Origin of the sequence: Neisseria sp. 20925_1_37 (genome assembly GCF_041433255.1) — a bacterium.
Lineage (GTDB): Bacteria > Pseudomonadota > Gammaproteobacteria > Burkholderiales > Neisseriaceae > Neisseria > Neisseria flavescens_D.
This window is the reverse complement of sequence record NZ_JAPWBC010000017.1, coordinates 1-21,351: the sequence shown is the minus strand read 5'-3', so window position 1 is coordinate 21,351 and position 21,351 is coordinate 1. Positions and strand designations below refer to the sequence as shown.

Annotated in this window: 18 protein-coding genes; 16 read left to right on the top strand and 2 right to left on the bottom strand. The window is 50.3% G+C overall.

Annotated features, from left to right (window positions below; all coding sequences use genetic code 11):
* From O3661_RS10070 to nagZ, 10 genes are all read left to right on the top strand, one after another.
* On the top strand, positions 1 to 525 hold a 525-nt coding region (locus tag O3661_RS10070), incomplete at its 5' end, for an efflux RND transporter periplasmic adaptor subunit (protein WP_371493323.1).
* A gap of 81 nt (positions 526 to 606) precedes the next feature.
* Entirely contained in the window at positions 607 to 2,544 is a 1,938-nt protein-coding gene (locus O3661_RS10065) for a MacB family efflux pump subunit (RefSeq protein WP_371493322.1), read from the top strand.
* Positions 2,545 to 2,607: 63 nt separating this feature from the next.
* The gene (locus O3661_RS10060; RefSeq protein WP_371493321.1) at positions 2,608 to 3,990 is read left to right on the top strand and encodes a TolC family protein; all 1,383 of its coding nucleotides are present in this window, start codon (positions 2,608 to 2,610) and stop codon (positions 3,988 to 3,990) included.
* 112 nt (positions 3,991 to 4,102) lie between these two features.
* The gene (locus tag O3661_RS10055; protein WP_107857249.1) at positions 4,103 to 4,969 is read left to right on the top strand and encodes a DUF808 domain-containing protein; all 867 of its coding nucleotides are present in this window, start codon (positions 4,103 to 4,105) and stop codon (positions 4,967 to 4,969) included.
* Positions 4,970 to 5,024: 55 nt separating this feature from the next.
* Positions 5,025 to 6,572, top strand: a complete 1,548-nt coding sequence (lnt, locus tag O3661_RS10050) for an apolipoprotein N-acyltransferase (protein ID WP_371493320.1) — start codon at positions 5,025 to 5,027, stop codon at positions 6,570 to 6,572.
* 279 nt (positions 6,573 to 6,851) lie between these two features.
* Positions 6,852 to 7,715, top strand: coding sequence for an RNA polymerase sigma factor RpoH (rpoH, locus tag O3661_RS10045; protein WP_004519690.1), 864 nt, complete (start codon positions 6,852 to 6,854; stop codon positions 7,713 to 7,715).
* A gap of 148 nt (positions 7,716 to 7,863) precedes the next feature.
* Positions 7,864 to 9,117 (top strand): glutamyl-tRNA reductase, encoded by a 1,254-nt coding sequence (hemA, locus tag O3661_RS10040; protein WP_371493318.1) that lies wholly within the window; start codon positions 7,864 to 7,866, stop codon positions 9,115 to 9,117.
* Between the two features lie 245 nt (positions 9,118 to 9,362).
* Positions 9,363 to 10,862, top strand: coding sequence for a DegQ family serine endoprotease (locus O3661_RS10035; protein WP_371493316.1), 1,500 nt, complete (start codon positions 9,363 to 9,365; stop codon positions 10,860 to 10,862).
* A 133-nt stretch (positions 10,863 to 10,995) separates the two neighbouring features.
* On the top strand, positions 10,996 to 12,516 hold the full coding sequence (locus O3661_RS10030; protein ID WP_371493314.1) for a Na+/H+ antiporter NhaC family protein: 1,521 nt from the start codon (positions 10,996 to 10,998) through the stop codon (positions 12,514 to 12,516).
* 97 nt (positions 12,517 to 12,613) lie between these two features.
* A complete protein-coding gene (gene nagZ / locus O3661_RS10025; protein WP_371493313.1) occupies positions 12,614 to 13,699 on the top strand; it encodes a beta-N-acetylhexosaminidase in 1,086 nt (361 codons plus the stop codon).
* Positions 13,700 to 13,776: 77 nt separating this feature from the next.
* Here the strand turns inward: nagZ and O3661_RS10020 are convergent, their stop codons facing one another.
* Positions 13,777 to 14,523 (bottom strand): amino acid ABC transporter permease, encoded by a 747-nt coding sequence (locus tag O3661_RS10020; RefSeq protein WP_070606779.1) that lies wholly within the window; start codon positions 14,521 to 14,523, stop codon positions 13,777 to 13,779.
* Positions 14,524 to 14,850: 327 nt separating this feature from the next.
* On the opposite strand from O3661_RS10020, the gene yegQ reads away from it, so the two are divergent.
* Positions 14,851 to 16,206, top strand: a complete 1,356-nt coding sequence (gene yegQ / locus O3661_RS10015; protein ID WP_371493312.1) for a tRNA 5-hydroxyuridine modification protein YegQ — start codon at positions 14,851 to 14,853, stop codon at positions 16,204 to 16,206.
* Between the two features lie 65 nt (positions 16,207 to 16,271).
* Here the strand turns inward: yegQ and hemC are convergent, their stop codons facing one another.
* On the bottom strand, positions 16,272 to 17,207 hold the full coding sequence (hemC, locus tag O3661_RS10010) for a hydroxymethylbilane synthase (RefSeq protein ID WP_371493311.1): 936 nt from the start codon (positions 17,205 to 17,207) through the stop codon (positions 16,272 to 16,274).
* A gap of 118 nt (positions 17,208 to 17,325) precedes the next feature.
* Between hemC and ybeY the strand changes: the two genes are divergently transcribed.
* From ybeY to O3661_RS09985, 5 genes are all read left to right on the top strand, one after another.
* Positions 17,326 to 17,841 carry an rRNA maturation RNase YbeY gene (ybeY, locus tag O3661_RS10005; RefSeq protein ID WP_070826620.1) on the top strand — a complete coding sequence of 172 codons (516 nt, stop codon included), beginning with the start codon at positions 17,326 to 17,328 and terminating at the stop codon, positions 17,839 to 17,841.
* A 1-nt stretch (position 17,842) separates the two neighbouring features.
* Positions 17,843 to 18,685 carry an HlyC/CorC family transporter gene (locus tag O3661_RS10000; RefSeq protein ID WP_070873634.1) on the top strand — a complete coding sequence of 281 codons (843 nt, stop codon included), beginning with the start codon at positions 17,843 to 17,845 and terminating at the stop codon, positions 18,683 to 18,685.
* The gene (locus O3661_RS09995; protein WP_004519679.1) at positions 18,682 to 19,419 is read left to right on the top strand and encodes a methionine ABC transporter ATP-binding protein; all 738 of its coding nucleotides are present in this window, start codon (positions 18,682 to 18,684) and stop codon (positions 19,417 to 19,419) included. Before O3661_RS10000 ends, O3661_RS09995 begins: the two co-directional genes overlap by 4 nt.
* Before the next feature lies 1 nt (position 19,420).
* On the top strand, positions 19,421 to 20,107 hold the full coding sequence (locus tag O3661_RS09990; protein WP_070587440.1) for a methionine ABC transporter permease: 687 nt from the start codon (positions 19,421 to 19,423) through the stop codon (positions 20,105 to 20,107).
* A gap of 198 nt (positions 20,108 to 20,305) precedes the next feature.
* Positions 20,306 to 21,217: a MetQ/NlpA family ABC transporter substrate-binding protein gene (locus O3661_RS09985; RefSeq protein WP_070589559.1), complete on the top strand. Its 912-nt coding sequence runs from the start codon at positions 20,306 to 20,308 to the stop codon at positions 21,215 to 21,217.
* The last annotated feature ends 134 nt before the right edge of the window (positions 21,218 to 21,351 follow it).

The following is a 21,351-nucleotide window of genomic DNA, read 5'->3' as shown; positions in this document are numbered from 1 at the left end:
ATGTTAAACAAAATGCAGATTGCAGAGGGCGACATCACGAAAGTCAAAGCCGGTCAGGATATTTCGTTCACCATTTTGTCCGAGCCGGACACCCCGATTAAAGCGAAATTAGACAGTGTCGACCCCGGCCTGACCACCATGTCTTTGGGCAGCTACACCAGCAGCACGGACACGACTTCCAATGCGATTTACTACTATGCCCGCGCACTTGTACCGAATCCCGAAGGCAAACTTTCTATCGGTATGACCACTCAAAACACGATCGAAATCAATGGCGTGAAGAATGTTTTACTGGTACCGACGCTGACCGTGAAAAAACATAACGGCAAATCCTATGTCAGCATTTTGGGCGCAGACAATAAAGCGGTAGAACGCGAAGTGACCGTCGGTTTGAAAGACAGCATGAATACCGAAATCAAAAGCGGCTTGAAAGAAGGCGAAAAAGTGATCGTTTCTGAAATGAGCGCAGATGAAAAGAATAAGAGCAGTGAACGCGCGATGATGGGTGGCGGCCCTCCTCGCTGATTGATTAAGGCCGTCTGAAAGGTTTGGCTGTGTTTCAGACGGCCTTAGTTCCTGTATTTCTATTTTTCGCCCGGAAAGATTATGAGTTTAATCGAATGTAAGAATATCAACCGTTTTTTCGGTAGCGGTGAAAACCGTGTGCACGTATTGAAAGATGTCAGCCTTTCTATTGAGAAAGGCGACTTTGTGGCGATTATCGGCCAGTCCGGTTCAGGCAAATCGACGCTGATGAATATCTTGGGCTGTCTGGATACCGCCACTTCCGGCTCTTATCAAATCGACGGCATCGAAACATCGCAAATGCAGCCGGATGAGCTGGCGGCTTTGCGCCGTGAGCGTTTCGGCTTTATTTTCCAGCGTTACAACCTGTTAAGCTCGTTGACCGCCCGGGACAACGTCGCCCTGCCTGCCGTGTATATGGGCATGGACAGCAAAGAGCGCGCGGAACGTGCGGAAAAACTGTTGGGCGATTTGGGCTTGCAAAATAAAGAAGGCAATAAACCCAGCGAGCTTTCCGGCGGTCAGCAACAACGCGTTTCGATTGCCCGCGCGTTGATGAACGGCGGCGAAATCATCTTTGCCGACGAGCCGACCGGCGCATTGGATACCGCCAGCGGTAAAAACGTGATGGAAATCATCCACAAGCTGCACGAAGACGGGCATACCGTGATTATGGTTACCCACGATCCGGGTATTGCGGCAAACGCAAATCGCGTCATCGAAATTCGCGACGGTCAGATTATTTCGGATACGTCTAAAAATCCGGATATTCCGCCAAGCAAAGTGGAGCGGATTAAAGAAAAAGCTTCCTGGTCGTTTTATTACGATCAATTTATGGAAGCATTCAAAATGTCTGTGCAGGCGATTATGGCGCACAAAATGCGTTCGCTGCTGACCATGCTGGGGATTATTATCGGTATCGCCTCGGTGGTATCGGTAGTGGCCTTAGGTAATGGCTCGCAACAAAAAATCTTGGAAGACATTAACTCGATGGGCACAAACACCATCAGTATTTTCCCCGGCCGTGGTTTTGGCGACCGTAGAAGCGGACGGATCAAGACACTGACGATTAATGACGCAAAAGCCATCAGCCAACAAAGCTACGTCGCCTCTGCCACCCCTCAAACCAACTCAGGTGGTACCTTGACCTACCGCAACACCGACCTGACTGCCTCGCTTTACGGCGTAGGCGAACAATATTTCGACGTGCGCGGTTTGAAATTGGAAGAAGGCCGTCTGTTTGATGATGACGATGTAAAAACCGATGCCCAAGTCGTCGTCATCGACCAAAACACCAAAACCAAACTCTTCGGCGAAGGCGTCAATCCTTTAGGCAAAACCATCCTTTTCAAAAAACGCCCGCTCACCGTCATCGGCATTATGAAAAAGGATGACAACTCATTCGGCAATTCCGACTCGCTGATGCTTTGGTCGCCGTATACAACGGTCATGCACCAAATTACCGGCGAAAGCTATACCAACTCCATCGTTGTCAAAATCAAAGACGATGCCAACACGCAAGTTGCCGAAAAAAGCCTGACCGAGCTGCTGAAAGCACGCCACGGCACAGAAGATTTCTTTATGAACAACAGCGACAGCATCAAAGAAATGGTTGAAAGCACGACCGGCACCATGACGCTGCTGATTTCTTCCATTGCGGTCATCTCTTTGGTGGTCGGCGGTATCGGCGTGATGAACATCATGCTGGTCTCCGTTACCGAGCGCACCAAAGAAATCGGCGTCCGCATGGCAATCGGCGCACGCCGCAACAATATTTTGCAACAGTTCCTGATTGAGGCCGTCTTAATCTGTATCATCGGCGGCCTGTCAGGCGTATTGTTGTCCGCAAGCATCAGCCTGGTGTTCAACTACTTTGTCACCAACTTCCCGATGAGCATTTCCATGACTTCCGTCATCGGCGCAGTTGTCTGCTCCACCGCCATCGGCGTCGCATTCGGCTTTATGCCTGCCAACAAAGCCTCCAAGCTCAACCCGATTGATGCGCTGGCTCAAGATTGATTATGTTTCAGACGGCCTATTATCTTGGGGCCGTCTGAAATGCTGTTACCCGAAAGATTTTTTATGAAGACGAAACCTTTTTCCCAAGCAGCCTTATCATTGGCTGTTGCCCTTGCCCTAAGTGCGTGTGCTGCACCCAAAGCCAATCCGAATCTGACGCTGGAAGCGACCGGCCAAGTCATGAGCGCGACGGAAACTGCCGAACGCTACGATGTAAACGGCAACTGGTGGGAAATCTACCAAAGCCAGCAGCTTAATGCGCTGATGGAGCAGGCGTTGGCGAACAATGTCGATTTAAAACAGGCGGCCATCAGCGTCAACAAGGCTTTGTACCAAGCCAATATTTTGGGCGCGGATTTGGTGCCTTCGTTCAGCGGCTCGTTGGGCGCGAACGCTTCTAAAAACCTGAAAACCGGCAGCCACGGCAATACCTTCAGCAGCCAGCTTGGCTTGAGCTACGAATTGGATTTGTGGCGCAAACTCAGTGCTACTGCCGATGCGCAGGTATGGGAATACCAAGCCACGCATGAAGACATGGCCAACACACGCCTGACTTTGATTAATAATGTTGCCGATGCGTATTTCAATATCGCCTATCTGAACGAAGCGATTGAGCTAGCAAAAAAATCGCTGAAGCAATATCAGGAAATCAACCGCATTGCGAATGCCAAGTTCCGCTACGGCCGAGCCGACTCAAGCCAGCCGACCCAAGCCAAACAGTCATTGCTGAGTGCGGAAAACAGCCTGTTGTCTTTGCAAAACAATTTGGATACGCAAAAACAAGTTTTGCGTAATTTGTTGAATTTAAGGCCATCTGAAAATATAGCCGCCGATCCGGCACAATTCCGCCTGTTGCCTGTCAAAGGCGTGAACTTGGACGTACCAATTACCGTTTTGGCCAACCGCCCCGACTTGCGCGCTGCCGAATACCGCCTGCAAGCGTCGCAACAATCGGTCAACGCGCAAAAACGCAGTTGGTATCCGTCGATTACTTTGGGCGCAAGTTTGAGTACTTCTTCCGATAAAGCGAAAAGCACGTTCAATATCCCCATGTTGGGCGGCTCGGCCACCATCAATCTGCCTTTCCTTAACTGGCAGACCATGAAATGGAAAGACAAAACCGTACAAGCGGAGATGGACAGTGCCAAGCTGAATTTTGAAAAAGCCCTGACCACTGCGCTTAACGAGGTCAACACCAATTACCTTGCCTACAAAAACGCGCAGGCCAGCCTTGCCAATCAGGAACAACGTTATCAGTTGGACAAGAAAAACAGCCATTACTATCAAGTACGCTACCAGCATGGTAAAAACGAACTGAAAGACTGGCTGGAGGCTTTGAATTCAGAATACAGCTCGGCTCAAAACCTGCTGAACCAACGCTATGAAGCCTTAAAATACGAAAATATGGTGTATAAAGCCATGGCGGGACGTTATACGCCGAAATAGTATTTTCAGACGACCTTTGGTTAATTTCCGTCAACGGCCGTCTGAAAAACATTCAAGCAACTGAATTTTCATATATAATCGCGCGTTTATTTGATTTTATCCGGACAACATTATGGCCTTCGCCTCTCTCTTTACGCTTTTGGACGACATTACCGCCGTTTTGGACGACGTAGCGATGATGACCAAAGTCGCCGCAAAAAAAACCGCCGGCGTGGTCGGTGACGATTTGGCGCTCAACGCCAACCAAGTAACCGGCGTATCCGCCGAGCGAGAATTGCCGATTATTTGGGCGGTGGCAAAAGGCTCTCTGGTCAACAAGCTGATTCTGGTGCCGCTTGCGCTGTTGCTTTCCGCTTTCCTGCCTGCGCTGATTACGCCCTTGCTAATGATCGGCGGTGTGTATTTGTGTTTTGAAGGCGTGGAAAAACTGTTGCACAAATTTCTGCACCGCAATGAACACGAAGACGGACACGATACCGAGCCTGAAGTCACAGACGAAAAAACAAAAGTAAAAGGCGCGGTCCGCACAGATTTCATCCTCTCCGCCGAAATCATCATTATCGCGCTGGGCGTTGTTGAGAAATATGACCTGATGACACGTTCTTTGGTGATGGCCGCCATCGGTGTCGGCATGACGGCATTGGTCTATGGTTTGGTCGGCATCATCGTCAAACTTGACGACCTCGGTATGATGTTGATGCGCCAAAAAAGCGCCGCCGTACAAAGTATCGGACGCGGTTTAATTTCATTTATGCCTTGGTTTATGCGCGGCTTGAGCATTGTCGGCACGCTGGCGATGTTCTTGGTCGGCGGCGGACTAATCGCCCACAACCTTGGCTTTTTGCACGATTTCCTCCACGCGCAGCATTGGGACAGCGGCATGATGGAACATATCGCCAATCTGGTGGTCGGAGTAGCCGCCGGTGCATTAGCTTGCGCAATCGTCCTGCCTGCAATGAAATTGTTTCAAAAAGACTGATTTTGTTTCCCTGCCGTCTGAAAACTTTTCAGACGGCCTCAATACCATTTAAAGCATGAATATTTTCCGTAAACTCGAACAATATTGGCAACATCCGCTGCTGTACTGGCCGCTGGTTATCTTGATTGCCGCTGCGACACCGTTCACTTTCGCCCCGTATTATCATTTCTGGCTGATGCCGCTGTTGTTTGGCGCGCTGATACGCCTGATTGAATTGCGTCCACGCTTTGCCGTCATGACTGCCTATCTGTTCGGATTAATCGGTTATACGGCGCAGTTTTATTGGATACACACTGCCTTGCATGACGTTTCGGGTTTGCCGGATTCATACGCCATCCCCCTCACCTTCCTGCTGCCGGCATTTCTTGCGCTTTATCCGGCCATCTGTTTTTGGGTGTGGAGAAAATGCAACCTGTCACGCTGGGCCAAAACCGGCCTCCTGCTGCCGATTTTGTGGACGCTGGCAGAATTTGCCCGCGAACGTTTCCTGACCGGATTCGGCTGGGGTGCAATCGGCTATTCCCAAATCATCAAAGACAGCCCGTTGTCAGGCTTCGCGCCTTTGGGCGGCATTCATATGGTCACGCTGGCAACCGCTTTCCTCAGCGCATGGCTGGTGTTGCTGATTGACAATCATGGCCGTCTGAAACACCGCCTGCTGCCCTTATTCCTTATCGTTGCACTCTGCTCCGTCGGCTACATTTCCCAACAAACCGAATACACCCGCCCCGACGGCAGCACCAGCACGGTTGCCCTGATTCAAGGCAATATCGAGCAAAATCTGAAATGGAAAGAAGAGCAAATCATCCCAACCATTCAGAAATACTACGAACAAATCAGCAAAACCAGTGCCGACATCGTCATCCTGCCCGAGACCGCCCTGCCGCTGATGCGCCAAGACCTGCCCGAAGGCATCTTGGAACAATTCGCCGAACAGGCGCAAAGCAACGGCAGCGCGTTGGCCATCGGTATCAGCCAATATACGCCCGACGGCAACGGCTACGAAAATGCAGTCATCAATTTGAGCGACTATCACAACAGCACTTCCGATGTCATCCCCTACTACGCCAAGAACCATCTCGTTCCATTTGGCGAATACAAGCCATTGCCCACCATTACCGAGCGCCTCTATAAAATGATGGATATGCCTTTGGCCGACTTTCAAAAAGGCGGCGACAACCAAGCGCCGTTGGTAATGAAAGATCAAAAAGTCGCCTTCAATATCTGCTATGAAGACGGTTTCGGCGACGAACTCATCGCAACGGCGAAACGCTCCACACTGCTTGCCAACATCAGCAATATGGCGTGGTATGGCAAATCCAATGCCATGTATCAGCAGCTTCAACAGTCCCAAGCGCGTGCAATGGAGCTGGGTCGCTACATGGTTCGCGCCACCAATACCGGCGCAACTGCCATTATTTCCCCTAAAGGCACGATTGTTGCCGAAGCCCAACCGGATACAGAAACCGTCCTCGAAGGCCACGTTAAAGGCTATATCGGCGAAACTCCTTATATGAAAGCAGGCGGCTCAATATGGCTTATCAGCATTTTGGCCGTTATCGGCGTATTCCTTATCCTGATTAGCAGGAAGAAACCAGAATAAAAAAATTTTAAGACGTTGTTATACAAGGTCTTTTTTATTAATAAAACTATTTACATACAGAAATGTTTGTAATATACTTACCCAAAACCTAGCAAATTACTCAAATTTTCTAAGACAATCAACCCTTGCAATTCAAGCAGTAAAAACTATTGAATCTATCGTTAATTTACAGAAAAAATCCAACCCATAACAAAACAAACCACAGGCAGTGTTATACTGCTTGTCACACAATAAACAAAAAGCCGTTTTCAGACGGCCTAATCAAGGAGAGCATCCTTTATGAATAAAGCTTTTGCATTACCCGTTATCCACAGCGGCAACGGTAGCCTCGAGCAATACATTCATACTGTCAACAGCATTCCCATGCTGACCGCCGAAGAAGAAACACAACTGGCCGAACGTCAACAAAAAGGCGATCTCAACGCCGCCAAACAGCTTATTCTGTCTCATCTTCGCGTCGTCGTATCCATTGCACGCGGTTACGACGGCTACGGCCTCAACCAAGCTGACCTGATTCAAGAAGGCAATATCGGCCTGATGAAAGCCGTCAAACGCTACGAACCAAGCCGCGGCGCGCGCCTGTTTTCGTTTGCCGTGCATTGGATTAAAGCCGAAATTCACGAATTCATTTTGCGCAACTGGCGTTTGGTCCGCGTTGCCACAACCAAACCGCAACGCAAACTGTTCTTCAATCTGCGCAGCATGCGTAAAAACCTGAATGCCTTGTCTCCAAAAGAAGCGCAAGAAATCGCCGACGATTTGGGCGTCAAATTGTCCGAAGTCTTGGAAATGGAACAACGCATGACCGGTCACGATATCGGCATCATGGCAGAAAACAACGATGACGAGGACAACTTCGCCCCTATCGACTGGTTGGCCGACCACGATGCAGAGCCTAGCCGTCAGTTGTCCAAACAAGCCCACTACGCCCTGCAAACCGAAGGTCTGCAGAACGCCTTGGCACAACTGGACGACCGCAGCCGCCGCATCGTTGAAAGCCGCTGGTTGCAAGACGACGGCGGTTTGACCCTGCACGAATTGGCAGCAGAATACGGCGTATCTGCCGAACGCATCCGCCAAATCGAAGCCAAAGCGATGCAAAAACTGCGCGGTTTCTTGGCAGAAGAAGCAGAAGCCGTTTAAGCCTTTCTTGATAAAAAGGCCGTCTGAATCTTTTCAGACGGCCTTTTTGATGGCAAACCTCATTGTATCTTCTCCCCCAACACATTCATTTTAAAGCCCACTTAAGCTATAATACCCACCACACACACTACCCAGTCATACCATAACCATGCAACTTACCGTCGTCGGACTCAATCACCAAACCGCGCCCTTGAGCATACGCGAAAAACTGGCATTTGCAGCTGCAAATCTGCCGGATGCCGTGTCCAACCTCGCGCGCAGTGAGGCGGCGGAAGAAGCAGTTATTCTTTCTACCTGCAACCGCACCGAGCTTTACTGCGTCGGCGAAACCGAAAAAATCATCGACTGGTTGGCACAGTATCACGACCTGCCTGCCGAAGAAATCCGTCCTTACCTCTATACCTTGGATAATAATGAAACCGTCCGCCACGCCTTCCGTGTCGCCTGCGGTTTGGATTCCATGGTCTTGGGCGAACCGCAAATTCTCGGTCAAATCAAAGATGCCGTCCGCGTTGCGCAAGAACAGGAAAGCATCAATACCCACTTAAATGCCCTGTTTCAAAAAACCTTTGCCGTTGCCAAAGAAGTGCGTACTGACACTGCTGTCGGCGAAAACTCCGTATCCATGGCCTCTGCATCGGTCAAAATGGCAGAGCAAATCTTCCCTTCCATTTCCGATCTGAACGTCCTCTTTATTGGCGCAGGCGAAATGATTGAGCTGGTGGCCACTTATTTTGCCGCCAAAAATCCCAAGCTCATTACCGTTGCCAACCGTACACACCAGCGCGCGCAGGAATTGTGCGACAAACTCGGTGTCAACGCCGAAGCCTGCCTGCTGAACGAATTGCCCGATATTCTGCACGATTACGACGTGGTTGTTTCTTCCACTGCCAGCCAACTGCCCCTTGTTGGCAAAGGCATGATCGAGCGAGCATTGAAAAAACGCCACAACATGCCTGTTTTCCTGCTGGATTTGGCCGTTCCGCGCGATATCGAAGCCGAAGTCGGCGAATTGGAAGACGCATATCTCTATACCGTAGACGACATGATGGACATTGTCCAAAGCGGTAAAGATGCGCGCAAAAAGGCAGCGGCGGCGGCTGAAAGCATGGTGGAAGAAAAAGTCAGCGAATTTATCCGCCTGCAGAAAAACCGCCAAAGCGTTCCGCTTATCCGCGCCTTGCGCGACGAAGGCGAACGCGCACGCCGCCAAGTATTGGAAAATGCCATGAAGCAACTGGCAAAAGGTGTATCCGCCGAGGATGTCCTCGAACGCCTCTCCATCCAGTTGACCAACAAACTGCTCCACTCTCCGACACGCACACTCAATAAAGCGGGCTCGGACAACAGCGAATTAATCGATGCCGTGGCGCAGATCTACCATTTGGATCAACACGACTGACCACAATTTAAAGGCCGTCTGAAAAAAGTGAACCGACCGACAGGTCATATTCCAAAGCTTTCAGACGGCCTTAAAAGAATAAAATTCCAATTATCATTTTTTCATTTAAAATGAAATGCTTGAAAAAAAACCGTTAAAGTGTAAAAATCCTATCTTATACATTTAAACAGCATTCAAACAATAAAACTGCCTGCCGGCTCAAACGCATGCCGACAATACGATAGGCACCGGCAAAAGGAACTTTCGTGAATATTAAAACAAACACATATCTGGCCCTCGCTGTCCTCTCAGCTTCCCTTCTTTCAGGTTGCGACAAAGTCAGCACCTTTTTCGGCAAAGACGAAAACAAAGAACTCGTTCAACGCATAGAAACCAATACCGATGACGGAAAAGTCGGCATGTTGTTGCCCGACTTCGCCCAACTGGTGCAAAACGAAGGACAGGCCGTCGTCAATATTCAAGCGACACCGGCGAAACGCACTGCGACATCGGATGACGACCACAGCATGGACCTGAGCCAATTCCCCGACAACGATCCGTTTTACGAGTTCTTCAAGCGCCTTGTTCCCAATATGCCCGATATGCCGCAAGAAGATACTGAAAGCGACGATTTGAATTTCGGTTCCGGCTTCATCATCAGCAAAGACGGCTATATCCTGACCAATACCCACGTGGTTGCCGGCATGGGCAATATCAAAGTCCTGCTCAACGACAAACGCGAATACACGGCCAAACTGGTCGGCTCAGACGCCCAATCCGACGTTGCCCTCTTAAAAATTGAGCCGCAAGAAGACTTGCCGGTTGTCAAAATCGGCAATCCGAAAGATTTGAAACCAGGTGAATGGGTAGCCGCCATCGGCGCTCCTTTCGGCTTTGACAACAGCGTAACTTCAGGCATCGTCTCCGCCAAAGGCCGCAGCCTGCCGAATGAAAACTACACGCCGTTCATCCAAACCGACGTTGCCATCAACCCCGGCAACTCAGGCGGCCCGTTATTCAACCTCCGCGGCCAAGTAGTCGGCATCAACTCGCAAATTTACAGCCGCAGCGGCGGTTTCATGGGCATTTCGTTTGCTATTCCGATTGATGTTGCCATGAATGTGGCCGATCAATTGAAAGCCAACGGCAAAGTCCAACGCGGTCAATTAGGCGTGGTTATTCAAGAAGTTTCTTATGATTTGGCCAAATCTTTCGGTTTGGACAAAGCAAGCGGCGCACTGATTGCCAAAATCATGCCAAACAGCGCGGCACAACAAGCCGGTTTGCAAGTCGGCGATATTGTCCGCAGCGTAAACGGAGAAGAAGTCCGCGCCTCCAGCGATTTGCCGGTCATGGTCGGCTCGATGATGCCGGGTAAAGAAGTGACTTTGAGCATTTGGCGCGGCGGCAAACAAACCGATGTCAAAGTCAAACTTGGCAGCGCAGCCGAACAAACGGAAACTTCTGCAAAAGAGGCTGAACACCCGCAACACGATGGCGGCCATGACGGATTTACCGTTGAAAACGCAGGCCTGACTTTGCAGGTTGAAAACGCAGACGGCAAACAACGCTTAATCGTTCTGCGCGTTAGCGGTGCGGCCGAACGTGCCGGCCTCAAACGCGGCGACGAAATTATTGCCGTCAGCCAAATCAGCGTCAATGACGAATCCACTTTCCGAAGTGCCTTGGAAAGCGCAGGCAAAAACGTACCGCTTTTGGTACAACGCGAAGGCAATACTTTGTTCCTCGCGCTAAATCTGCAGTAGTCCGATTTTTCAGACGGCATGATGATGTGTTAGATGATAAAATACCCATCTGTCAGAGGCGGTGGGTATTTTGTTATCCGTCTTCCAGTTTAGGCCGTCTGAAAATATTTCACCGCTTATATACAATATAATTATGCAACTTATTAATTATTCAAATTCTATTTTATCCATCGTCCCGGCAGCCATTGCGCTCGCCTTGGCCATTGCCACGCGCCGTGTATTGCTGTCCCTGGGTGTAGGCATTATCGTCGGCTCATTCCTGCTGGTAGGCGGTAATCCACTCGATGCTTTGGTTCACTTGAAAGACATGGCAGTCAGCCTCACTTGGGCAGACGGTAATTGGTCTTTGGGCAAACCCAAAATCCTGCTCTTCTTGGTGCTTTTGGGGATTTTCACTTCCCTGCTGACACATTCCGGCAGTAACCAAGCATTTGCCGATTGGGCAAAACAGCACATCAAAGGCCGTCGCGGTGCAAAACTGCTGACTGCCTGTTTGGTATTCGTTACCTTTATTGACGACTATTTCCACAGTCTTGCCGTCGGTGCGATTGCCCGCCCTGTAACCGACAAATTCAAAGTTTCCCGCGCCAAACTGGCTTATATCCTTGACTCCACTGCCGCGCCGATGTGCGTTTTGATGCCGGTATCAAGCTGGGGCGCATCGATTATCGCTACTTTGGCCGGCCTTTTGGTGACTTACAACATTACAGACTACACACCAATGGGCGCATTCGTGGCCATGAGCCTGATGAATTACTACGCCGTCTTCGCGTTGATTATGGTGTTTGTCGTGGCCTGGTTCTCCTTCGATATCGGCTCCATGGCCCGTTTGGAACGCGCCGCTTTGAATGAAATTCATGATGAAACCTTTGAAACAGGCCATCCCAACGGCCGCGTATTCGCGCTGATTGTGCCGGTTTTGGTACTGATTGTCGCCACGGTTTCTGCCATGATTTACACTGGCGCACAAGCTTCTGAGACCTTCTCTTTGCTCAGCGCATTTGAAAATACCGATGTAAATACTTCCCTCGTGTTCGGCGGTACTTGCGGCGTATTGGCCGTCATCCTCTGCACCATCGGTACCATCAAAACCAGCGATTATCCTAAAGCCATTTGGCAGGGCATCATCTCTATGCGCGGTGCCATTACCATCTTGATTTTGGCATGGATCATCAGCACCGTTGTCAGCGAGATGCACACCGGCGAATACCTCTCCACTTTGGTGGCAGGCAATATCCACGCAGGCTTCCTACCCGTGATTTTGTTTCTGCTCGCAGGCGTGATGGCCTTCGCTACCGGCACAAGTTGGGGCACATTCGGCATCATGTTGCCGATTGCCGCCGCCATGGCCGTCAAAGTCGAACCTTCGCTGATTATCCCTTGTATGTCTGCCGTAATGGCCGGTGCCGTATTTGGCGACCACTGCTCGCCGATTTCCGATACCACCATCCTCTCTTCTACCGGCGCGCACTGTAACCACATCGACCACGTTACCTCGCAATTCCCTTACGCGCTGACCGTAGCCGCGTCTGCTGCCACAGGCTACCTCGCACTGGGCATGACCGGCTCTGCACCTTTAGGTTTTGTGGTAACCGGTATTGTGATGGTTGTGTTGATTTTCATCTTAAAAGACAAGAAAAAAGCAACTGCCTAATTCAAAACCAATATTCAGACGGCCTGAGATATTCCTATACTCTCAGGCCGTCTGAACATAACGATTATCCAATATATACATTATTCAGGACAAAACAATGAATACGCCTCATCTTCCACGCGGCCCAGTCATGGCCGACGTCGCCGCCTATCATCTGACCGAAGAAGAAAAACAACGCCTGCTCGACCCTGCCGTCGGTGGCGTTATTTTGTTCCGCCGCAACTTTGAAAATGTCTCCCAGCTCAAAGCTTTGGTTCAAGAAATCAAAGCCGTCCGCACGCCTGAACTCATCATCGCTGTCGACCACGAAGGTGGACGGGTTCAACGTTTTATTGACGGCTTCACCCGCCTGCCGGCCATGAATGTATTGGGCGAAATTTGGGATAACGAAGGCGAAGAAGCCGCCTGTGCACAATCAGAACAAGTAGGCTGGGTTTTGGCAACCGAACTCTCCGCCTGCGGTATCGACCTATCCTTTACGCCTGTATTGGATTTGGACTGGGGTCAATGCGCCGTCATCGGCAACCGCAGCTTCCACCGCGATGCCAACATCGTTACCCAGCTTGCCCTTGCCCTGCAAAAAGGCCTGAACAAAGGCGGCATGAAATCTTGCGGCAAACACTTCCCCGGCCACGGCTTTGTCGAAGGCGACAGCCATCACGTCCTGCCTTGCGACGAACGCAGCCGCGAAGAGCTAGAAGCCGCAGACCTTATCCCCTTCCGCGCATTGAGCCAAGCAGGCATGGCCGCAGTCATGCCTGCCCACGTTGTATACCCGCAAACCGACAGCCAACCTGCCGGCTTCTCTGAAAAATGGCTGAAACAAATCCTGCGCCAAGAAATCGGATTTAACGGCGTTATCTTTTCAGACGACCTGACCATGGAAGGCGCATGCGGTGTCGGCGGTATTAAAGAACGCGCCCGCCTTTCTTTTGAAGCAGGCTGCGATATTGTACTGGTGTGCAACCGTCCTGACTTAGTAGATGAATTGCGAGACGGTTTCCATGCGCCGGAAAACGCCGACTTGGCAACGCGTTGGCAATACATGGCCAACACATTGACCGTACAAGAAGCTGCCGACATCATGGCAACCGAAGCATTCCAAGCCGCCCAACAGGCTACTGCCAAACTGGCAACGCCAAAAGACATCGCAGGCGGTGTCAAAGTCGGCGAAGCATTCTGATTCGAGGCCGTCTGAAACATTGACTGCAAATAAAAAAGGAAGACTTGAAAAAGTCTTCCTTTTTTGATTCAAACCGATTAGCGGTGTTGCGGATTGTAACGGCTTTCCAATCGCAGGAATACCCAACCCAAAAAGCTTGTCAGCACCAAATAAATCAGCGCGATTGTATAAAGCGGCTCTTCATAGACAGAATAGCGTCCGGTAATCGTGCTTTGTACATAAGCCAACTCTGCCACGCCAATAACAGAAAGCAATGAGCTGTCTTTCAATAACGTAATAAACTCACTGGCCAATGGCGGCAACATACGGCGCAAAGCTTGCGGCAAAATCACATAACGCATTGCCTGAGTATAGGTCAGACCCAAAGAACGCGCAGCTTCCATTTGGCCCTTATCAATCGACTGGATACCGGCACGGAAAATCTCACAAATATATGCACCCGAGTTCGCAATCAACGCCAAAGAGCCGGCAATCAACGCACCATAAGAACGGCGCAAATCAATGGCTGCTTCGCCGCTAATCAATACACCGTCGGCCGGATGAACGAAAAATGGGAACCAAACATAAGCCCAAATCACAATTTGTACAAACAATGGCGTACCGCGGAACAGCGTAACATACCAAAAAGAAATCTTACGCAACACCCAAGCCAAGGCACGCATCGGCACACCGGCTTTTTCCGGATTGATCAAACGCGCCAATGCCAGCAGCAAACCCAAAACTGAGCCGCCTGCCGTTGCAACCACCGTCAGCCCCAGCGTCGTCAATACGCCGTATAAAAACATCCAGCGGTATTCATAAATAATGTCAAAACGAAAATCCATAACCCTTCCGTCGGTCAAAATCGGTAACTAATCCGAATATTTTTTAAAATGAAGCTTGATATTTTACAAGAAAATACATTGCTTGAACGGTTTTTTGTTAAATTATTCCGCCCAACCCTGTTTTTTTTACATTTCCAACGTATTGCAGCCCCTTTTCACCTTTGCCCATACAGGACATTTTCCGTATAAAAAACAAAGCGCAAACCCGACACAAAATTGACCGAAACACAAAAACAGCGGATAATCCGCCCATTCTTCAAACATCTTTCAGACGGCCTTCCCTCTTTCCTTGAGGGCCGTCTGAAAACATTTTAAAAAGCATAAAACATGAAAACACCCGAACTCTTATTGCCTGCAGGTGGCCTCGAACGTATGCGCGCCGCCTACGACTACGGCGCAGACGCCGTTTACGCCGGCAGCCCGCGTTACTCCCTGCGCGCCCGCAACAACGAATTTGCCAAACTCGACGTTCTCGAGCAAGGCATTAAAGAAGCGCACGAGCGCAACAAAAAATTCTTCCTGACCGTCAATACGCTACCGCACAACTCCAAACTCAAAACCTTCGTTTCCGATATGGAGCCCTTGATTGCCATGAAACCCGACGCGCTGATTATGGCGGATCCAGGTTTGATCATGACCGTGCGCGAAAAATGGCCGGAAATGCCGATCCACCTATCCGTTCAAGCAAACACCACCAACTACTGGGGCGTAAAATTCTGGCAGAACATCGGTGTCGAACGTATCATCCTGTCGCGCGAATTGAGCATGGAAGAAATCGCCGAAATCCGCCAAGAATGCCCCGACATCGAACTCGAAGTCTTCATCCACGGCGCATTGTGCATCGCCTACTCCGGCCGCTGCCTGCTCTCCGGCTACTTCAACCACCGCGACCCCAACCAAGGCACCTGCACCAACTCCTGCCGTTGGGACTACAAGGTTCACAACGCCACTGAAAGCGATGCAGGCGATGCCCAGCTTCTGCAAGGTTTCAACTTTGAAAAAGCCCAAGAAGAAGCCAACCAAAACTTTGAAGGCATCAACGGTCAAAAACGCCATCCCTACGCCGACAAAGTTTTCCTGATTGAAGAGTCCAACCGCCCGGGCGAAATGATGCCGATTATGGAAGACGAACACGGCACCTACATCATGAACTCCAAAGACCTTCGCGGCATCGAAGTAGTTGAAAAACTGGCCAAAATCGGCGTGGACAGCCTCAAAGTCGAAGGCCGCACCAAATCGCTTTATTATGTTGCACGCGTGGCCCAGTCCTACCGCAAAGCGATTGACGATGCCGTTGCAGGCCGTCCGTTTGATTACAGCCTGTTGAGCGAACTCGAAGGCCTTGCCAACCGCGGCTACACCAGCGGCTTCCTTGAGCGCCACCAAACCCAGGATTACCAAAACTACCTCAGTGGCCATTCGATTGCCAAACAAAGCCAATATGTCGGCCACGTTACCGAAATTGACGAAAACGGCTGGGCGACCATCGAAGTCAAAAACCGCTTTGCCATCGGCGATTCACTCGAAATTATCCACCCGAGCGGCAACCAAACCATCAAATTGGAACAAATGACCCGCAAAGGCCAGCCTGTCGATGTGGCACCAGGCAACGGCATTCAGGTCAAAATCCCCAATATGCAGGGCAAAGAAAAAGCTTTGGTTGCGCGGATTATGAATCCTTAAGCATCAACAAAATAAAGGCCGTCTGAAAGTTTCAGACGGCCTTTTTAAATGATCTATACTGTTTTTTAAGCCTGTTCTTGCAATACAGCGGCAATCAATTCTTCCGCACCATCATCCGCCAGTTTTTTGGCGATCGCGCGACCCAAAGCATCGGCGTATTCGGCTGGGGCTTGCGCGTCTGCCTGCAAAATGACCGAACCGTCAGGATGGCCGACCAAGCCGCGCAAGGTCAGCAAACCGTTTTCTTCAGTGCAATATGCGGCCAGCGGCACTTGGCAGCTTCCGCCCAAAGCGCGCGCCAACGCGCGTTCGGCAGTCACGCAGGCGTGTGTGGTATCGTGGTTTAAAGGCTTTAAGATTTCGTATAAATCTTCGCGATGCGCTGCAATTTCAATACCCAATGCGCCTTGTCCGGCGGCAGGCAGGCTGTCGGATTCCGACAAAATCATGCGGATGCGTTCGTCCAATTCCAGACGCTGCAAACCGGCGGCGGCCAAGATAATCGCGTCGTATTCGCCGTTATCGAGTTTGGACAAACGGGTTTGCACATTGCCGCGCAAAGGCTTGATGACCAAATGCGGATAGCGCGCGCGCAACTGGGCTTCGCGACGCAGGCTGGATGTACCGACGACAGCACCTTTGGGCATTTCTTCCAAACGCGCGTATTGGTTGGACACAAACGCGTCAAACGGATTGGCTCGTTCGCCGATGGCTGCAAGCGCGAAACCTTCAGGCAAATCCATCGGTACGTCTTTAATCGAATGCACGGCCAAGTCGGCTCGACCATCATACAAAGCCTGTTCCAACTCTTTGACAAACAAGCCTTTACCGCCGACTTTTGACAAAGTTCTGTCCAAAATCTGGTCGCCGCGCGTGGTCATGCCCAAAATCTCGACTTCGCAATCGGGATACAGGGCTTTCAGACGGCCTTGGATATGTTTTGCCTGCCACATGGCAAGCAGGCTTTCGCGACTGGCGATAACGAGTTTTTTCGGGTTCATAATGGTTGCCTGAAAGATGGAAAACGGCATGAAGTCTATCATATTTTGGGCAGTTTTTCAGACGGCATGGAGGTGAATATGTTATATTTACGCCTAAAAACCAAATTTTCCGGACAACATGAAACGCGCCAAACAATATCCTTTTTTATCCTTACAGCGGCAACGTTTTCATCTGAACTTTGAAAACGCTTCTTCCGCCGCCAACCTTCCTTCAGAGAACGACTTCTACCGCTGGGCGTGGTCTGCCTTGAAAAACGAATACCGCCGCGCCGACATCAGCCTGATTCTTCTGGACGAAGAAGAAGCCCGCGCCTACAACCGCGACTACCGCGGCAAAGATTACGCCACCAATGTATTGAGTTTCGCGCTCAACGAAGGCGAAATCCTGCCCGACCAGTTTTCAGACGGCCTGTATGGCGATTTGGTGATTTGCCCACAAGTGGTTTTGAAAGAAGCCGCCGAACAAGGCAAAACACCCGAACAGCATTTTGCCCACCTGACCATACACGGTACTTTACACCTGATGGGCTACGACCACATCGAAGACGATGAAGCCGAAATAATGGAAGCCGAAGAAATCCGCCTGATGCTGGCGGCAGGCTTCCCCAACCCCTACCAAGAGGACGAATATTAAAATGGACGGTACGCAGTCGAAACCCAAGTTTTTCGAACGCCTAATCTCCCGACTTGCCGGCGAACCCGACTCCGCCGAAGACGTATTGACCCTGCTGCGCCAAGCGCACGAGCAGGAAGTTTTTGATGCCGACACACTGACCCGGCTGGAAAAAGTATTGGACTTTGCCGAACTGGAAGTGCGCGACGCCATGATTACGCGCAGCCGCATGAACGTATTGAAAGAGAACGACAGCATCGAGCGCATCACGGCCTACGTCATCGAAACCGCCCATTCGCGTTTCCCTGTCATTGGTGAAGACAAAGACGAAGTTTTGGGTATTTTGCACGCCAAAGACCTGCTCAAATATATGTTCAACCCCGAGCAGTTTCACCTGAAATCCGTCTTGCGCCCTGCCGTTTTCGTTCCCGAAGGCAAATCACTGGCCTCCCTTTTAAAAGAATTCCGCGAACAACGCAACCACATGGCGATTGTCATCGACGAATACGGCGGCACATCCGGCCTGGTAACCTTTGAAGACATCATCGAGCAAATCGTCGGCGACATCGAAGACGAATTTGATGAAGACGACAGCGCCGACAATATCCACGCCGTTTCTTCCGAACGCTGGCGCATCCACGCTGCCACCGAAATCAAAGACATCAACACCTTCTTCGGTACGGAATACAGCAGCGAAGAAGCCGATACCATCGGTGGCCTGGTCATTCAAGAATTGGGACACCTGCCCGTACGCGGCGAAAAAGTCATCATCGGCAGCCTGCAATTTACCGTCGCACGCGCCGACAACCGCCGTCTGCACACCCTGATGGCCACACGAATTAAAGAAAACACGGATAAACCATGATTATTCTGGATCACGTCTCCAAACACTATCAAACACGCGACAACAAAGACTTTGTCGCCGTCGAGCCGACCAGCCTCGAAATCAAACAGGGTGAAATCTTTGGCCTGATGGGCTATTCCGGCGCAGGCAAATCTACCCTGCTGCGCCTGATTAATTTATTGGAACGTCCGGATACAGGTACCGTCAGCGTGTGCGGCCAAGAACTGACCGCACTCAACGCCACGCAACTGCGCCACGCCAGACAAAATATCGGTATGGTGTTCCAACAGTTCAACCTATTGAGCAACCGTACCGTTGCCGAAAACGTCGCCTTTCCTTTAGAAATTGCCAAATGGCCGTCTAAAAAAATCCAAGCGCGTGTTGAAGAATGTTTGGAAATCGTCGACTTGCAAGACCGCGCCAACCATTACCCGTCCCAACTTTCCGGCGGTCAAAAACAACGTGTCGGCATTGCCCGCGCGCTGGCACCGCAACCTCAAGTCATCCTCGCCGACGAACCCACTTCTGCCCTCGACCCCGCCACTACGCGCAGCGTTTTGAAGTGTTTGGAAGACATCAACCGACGTTTCAACGTAACCATCGTCATCGTTACCCACGAAATGAGCGTTATCCGCCGCCTGTGCGACCGTGCCGCCCTCTTGGACAAAGGCCGTCTGCTGGAAATCGTTGAAGTACACGGCAACCAAATCCATGCCCAATCCGAAATCGGGCAAGAGCTGATTCGAGAGGACTAATATGGCAGATTTAACATTTGAAAGTGCTGTTGAGACCATCGTCAGCATGAAGGGCGAAATTATCCAAGCCTTGGGCGAAACCTTTATTATGGTCGGTCTATCGACTACTTTTGCCGTTATCTTCGGTACGATTTTAGGCGTATTGCTATTTGTGACATCAAGTCATCAGTTGCACTACAACAAACAGCTGAATTTGTTTTTGGACAACCTGGTCAACCTGATGCGTGCGTTCCCTTTCGTCATCCTGATGATTGCCATGATTCCTGTTACACGCGCCATCATCGGCACGACCATCGGCCCGGTTGCCGCCTCATTGGTATTGAGCGTATCCGGCTTGTTCTACTTCGCCCGTCTGGTCGAGCAAAACCTGCGCGAGGTACCCAGAGGCGTGATTGAAGCAGCCTCCGCAATGGGTGCTTCCCCCATGAGCATCATCTGCAAAGTGCTTTTGAATGAAGCGCGCGCAGGTATGGTTTCCAGCATTACCGTACTGGCTATCGGCCTTCTGTCGTACAGCGCGGCAGCAGGCATGATTGGCGGCGGCGGTTTGGGCGACCTTGCCATCCGTTACGGCTACTACCGCTATCAAATGGAAGTCATCATCTTCATTGTTGCCATCCTGGTTTTACTCGTTATCCTGATTCAAGGTATCGGCAACAGACTGGCACGCAAACTGGATAAACGTTAAACAAACCAGACCGTCTGAAATGGACTTACTATTTTTCAGACGGCCTGTTATCTATTTAGAACATATTAGGATATATATTCCAAATAAATTTACAAAAAACATCCTCATATTTCCAAAATAGATTTACAATCCCTCTTTTTTTGACGGTGGCAGCTTGAGGCCGTCTGAAACCGTTTTATCATCCATCAGGAGCAAAATATGCAAATCAACACATTCTTCAAAACCCTTTCAGCCGCTGCGCTGGCCATCGTACTGGCTGCCTGCGGCGGTCAAAAAGACAGCGCGCCTGCTGCTTCTGCCGCTTCTTCTGCCGACAACGGTGCAGAGAAAAAAGAAATCGTCTTCGGTACAACCGTCGGCGACTTCGGCGATATGGTAAAAGACCAAATCCAACCGGCTTTGGAGAAAAAAGGCTATAAAGTCAAACTGATAGAGTTCACCGACTATGTACGCCCCAACCTTGCTTTGGCTGAAGGCGAATTGGACATCAACATCTTCCAACACAAACCTTATCTGGACGACTTCAAAAAAGAACACAAACTGGACATCGTTGAAGCCTTCCAAGTACCGACCGCACCTTTGGGCCTGTACCCTGGCAAACTGAAATCTTTGGACGAAGTGAAAGACGGCGTCAGCGTTTCTGCACCTAACGACCCATCTAACTTTGCCCGTGCATTGGTTATGTTGAACGAATTGGGCTGGATTAAACTGAAAGCCGACGTTGATCCGCTGACTGCCTCTAAAAACGATATTGCCGAAAATCCCAAAAACATCCAAATCGTAGAACTTGAAGCCGCCCAACTGCCGCGCAGCCGTGCCGACGTTGACTTTGCCATCGTTAACGGCAATTACGCCATGAGCAGCGGCATGAAACTGACCGAAGCCCTGTTCCAAGAGCCAAGCTTCGCCTACGTTAACTGGTCTGCCGTCCGTACTGCCGACAAAGACAGCCAATGGCTGAAAGATGTAACCGAAGCCTACAACTCTGACGAGTTCAAAGCCTACTCACAAAAACGCTTTGCCGGTTACAAATACCCTGCGGCATGGGGTGAAAACGCAGCTGCAGGTGCTCAAGCCGAAGCTGCTTCTACTGCTTCTGCAACCAAATAAATCGCTCTTTGAAAAAAGGCCGTCTGAACGTTCAGACGGCCTTTTTCTATTGATTATCTCTTCTCAAAGCTCAAAATAAGTTTTTTGATTAACGCCAAATACTTACGTAATTCCCTTTTTAAAACCAAATCAAT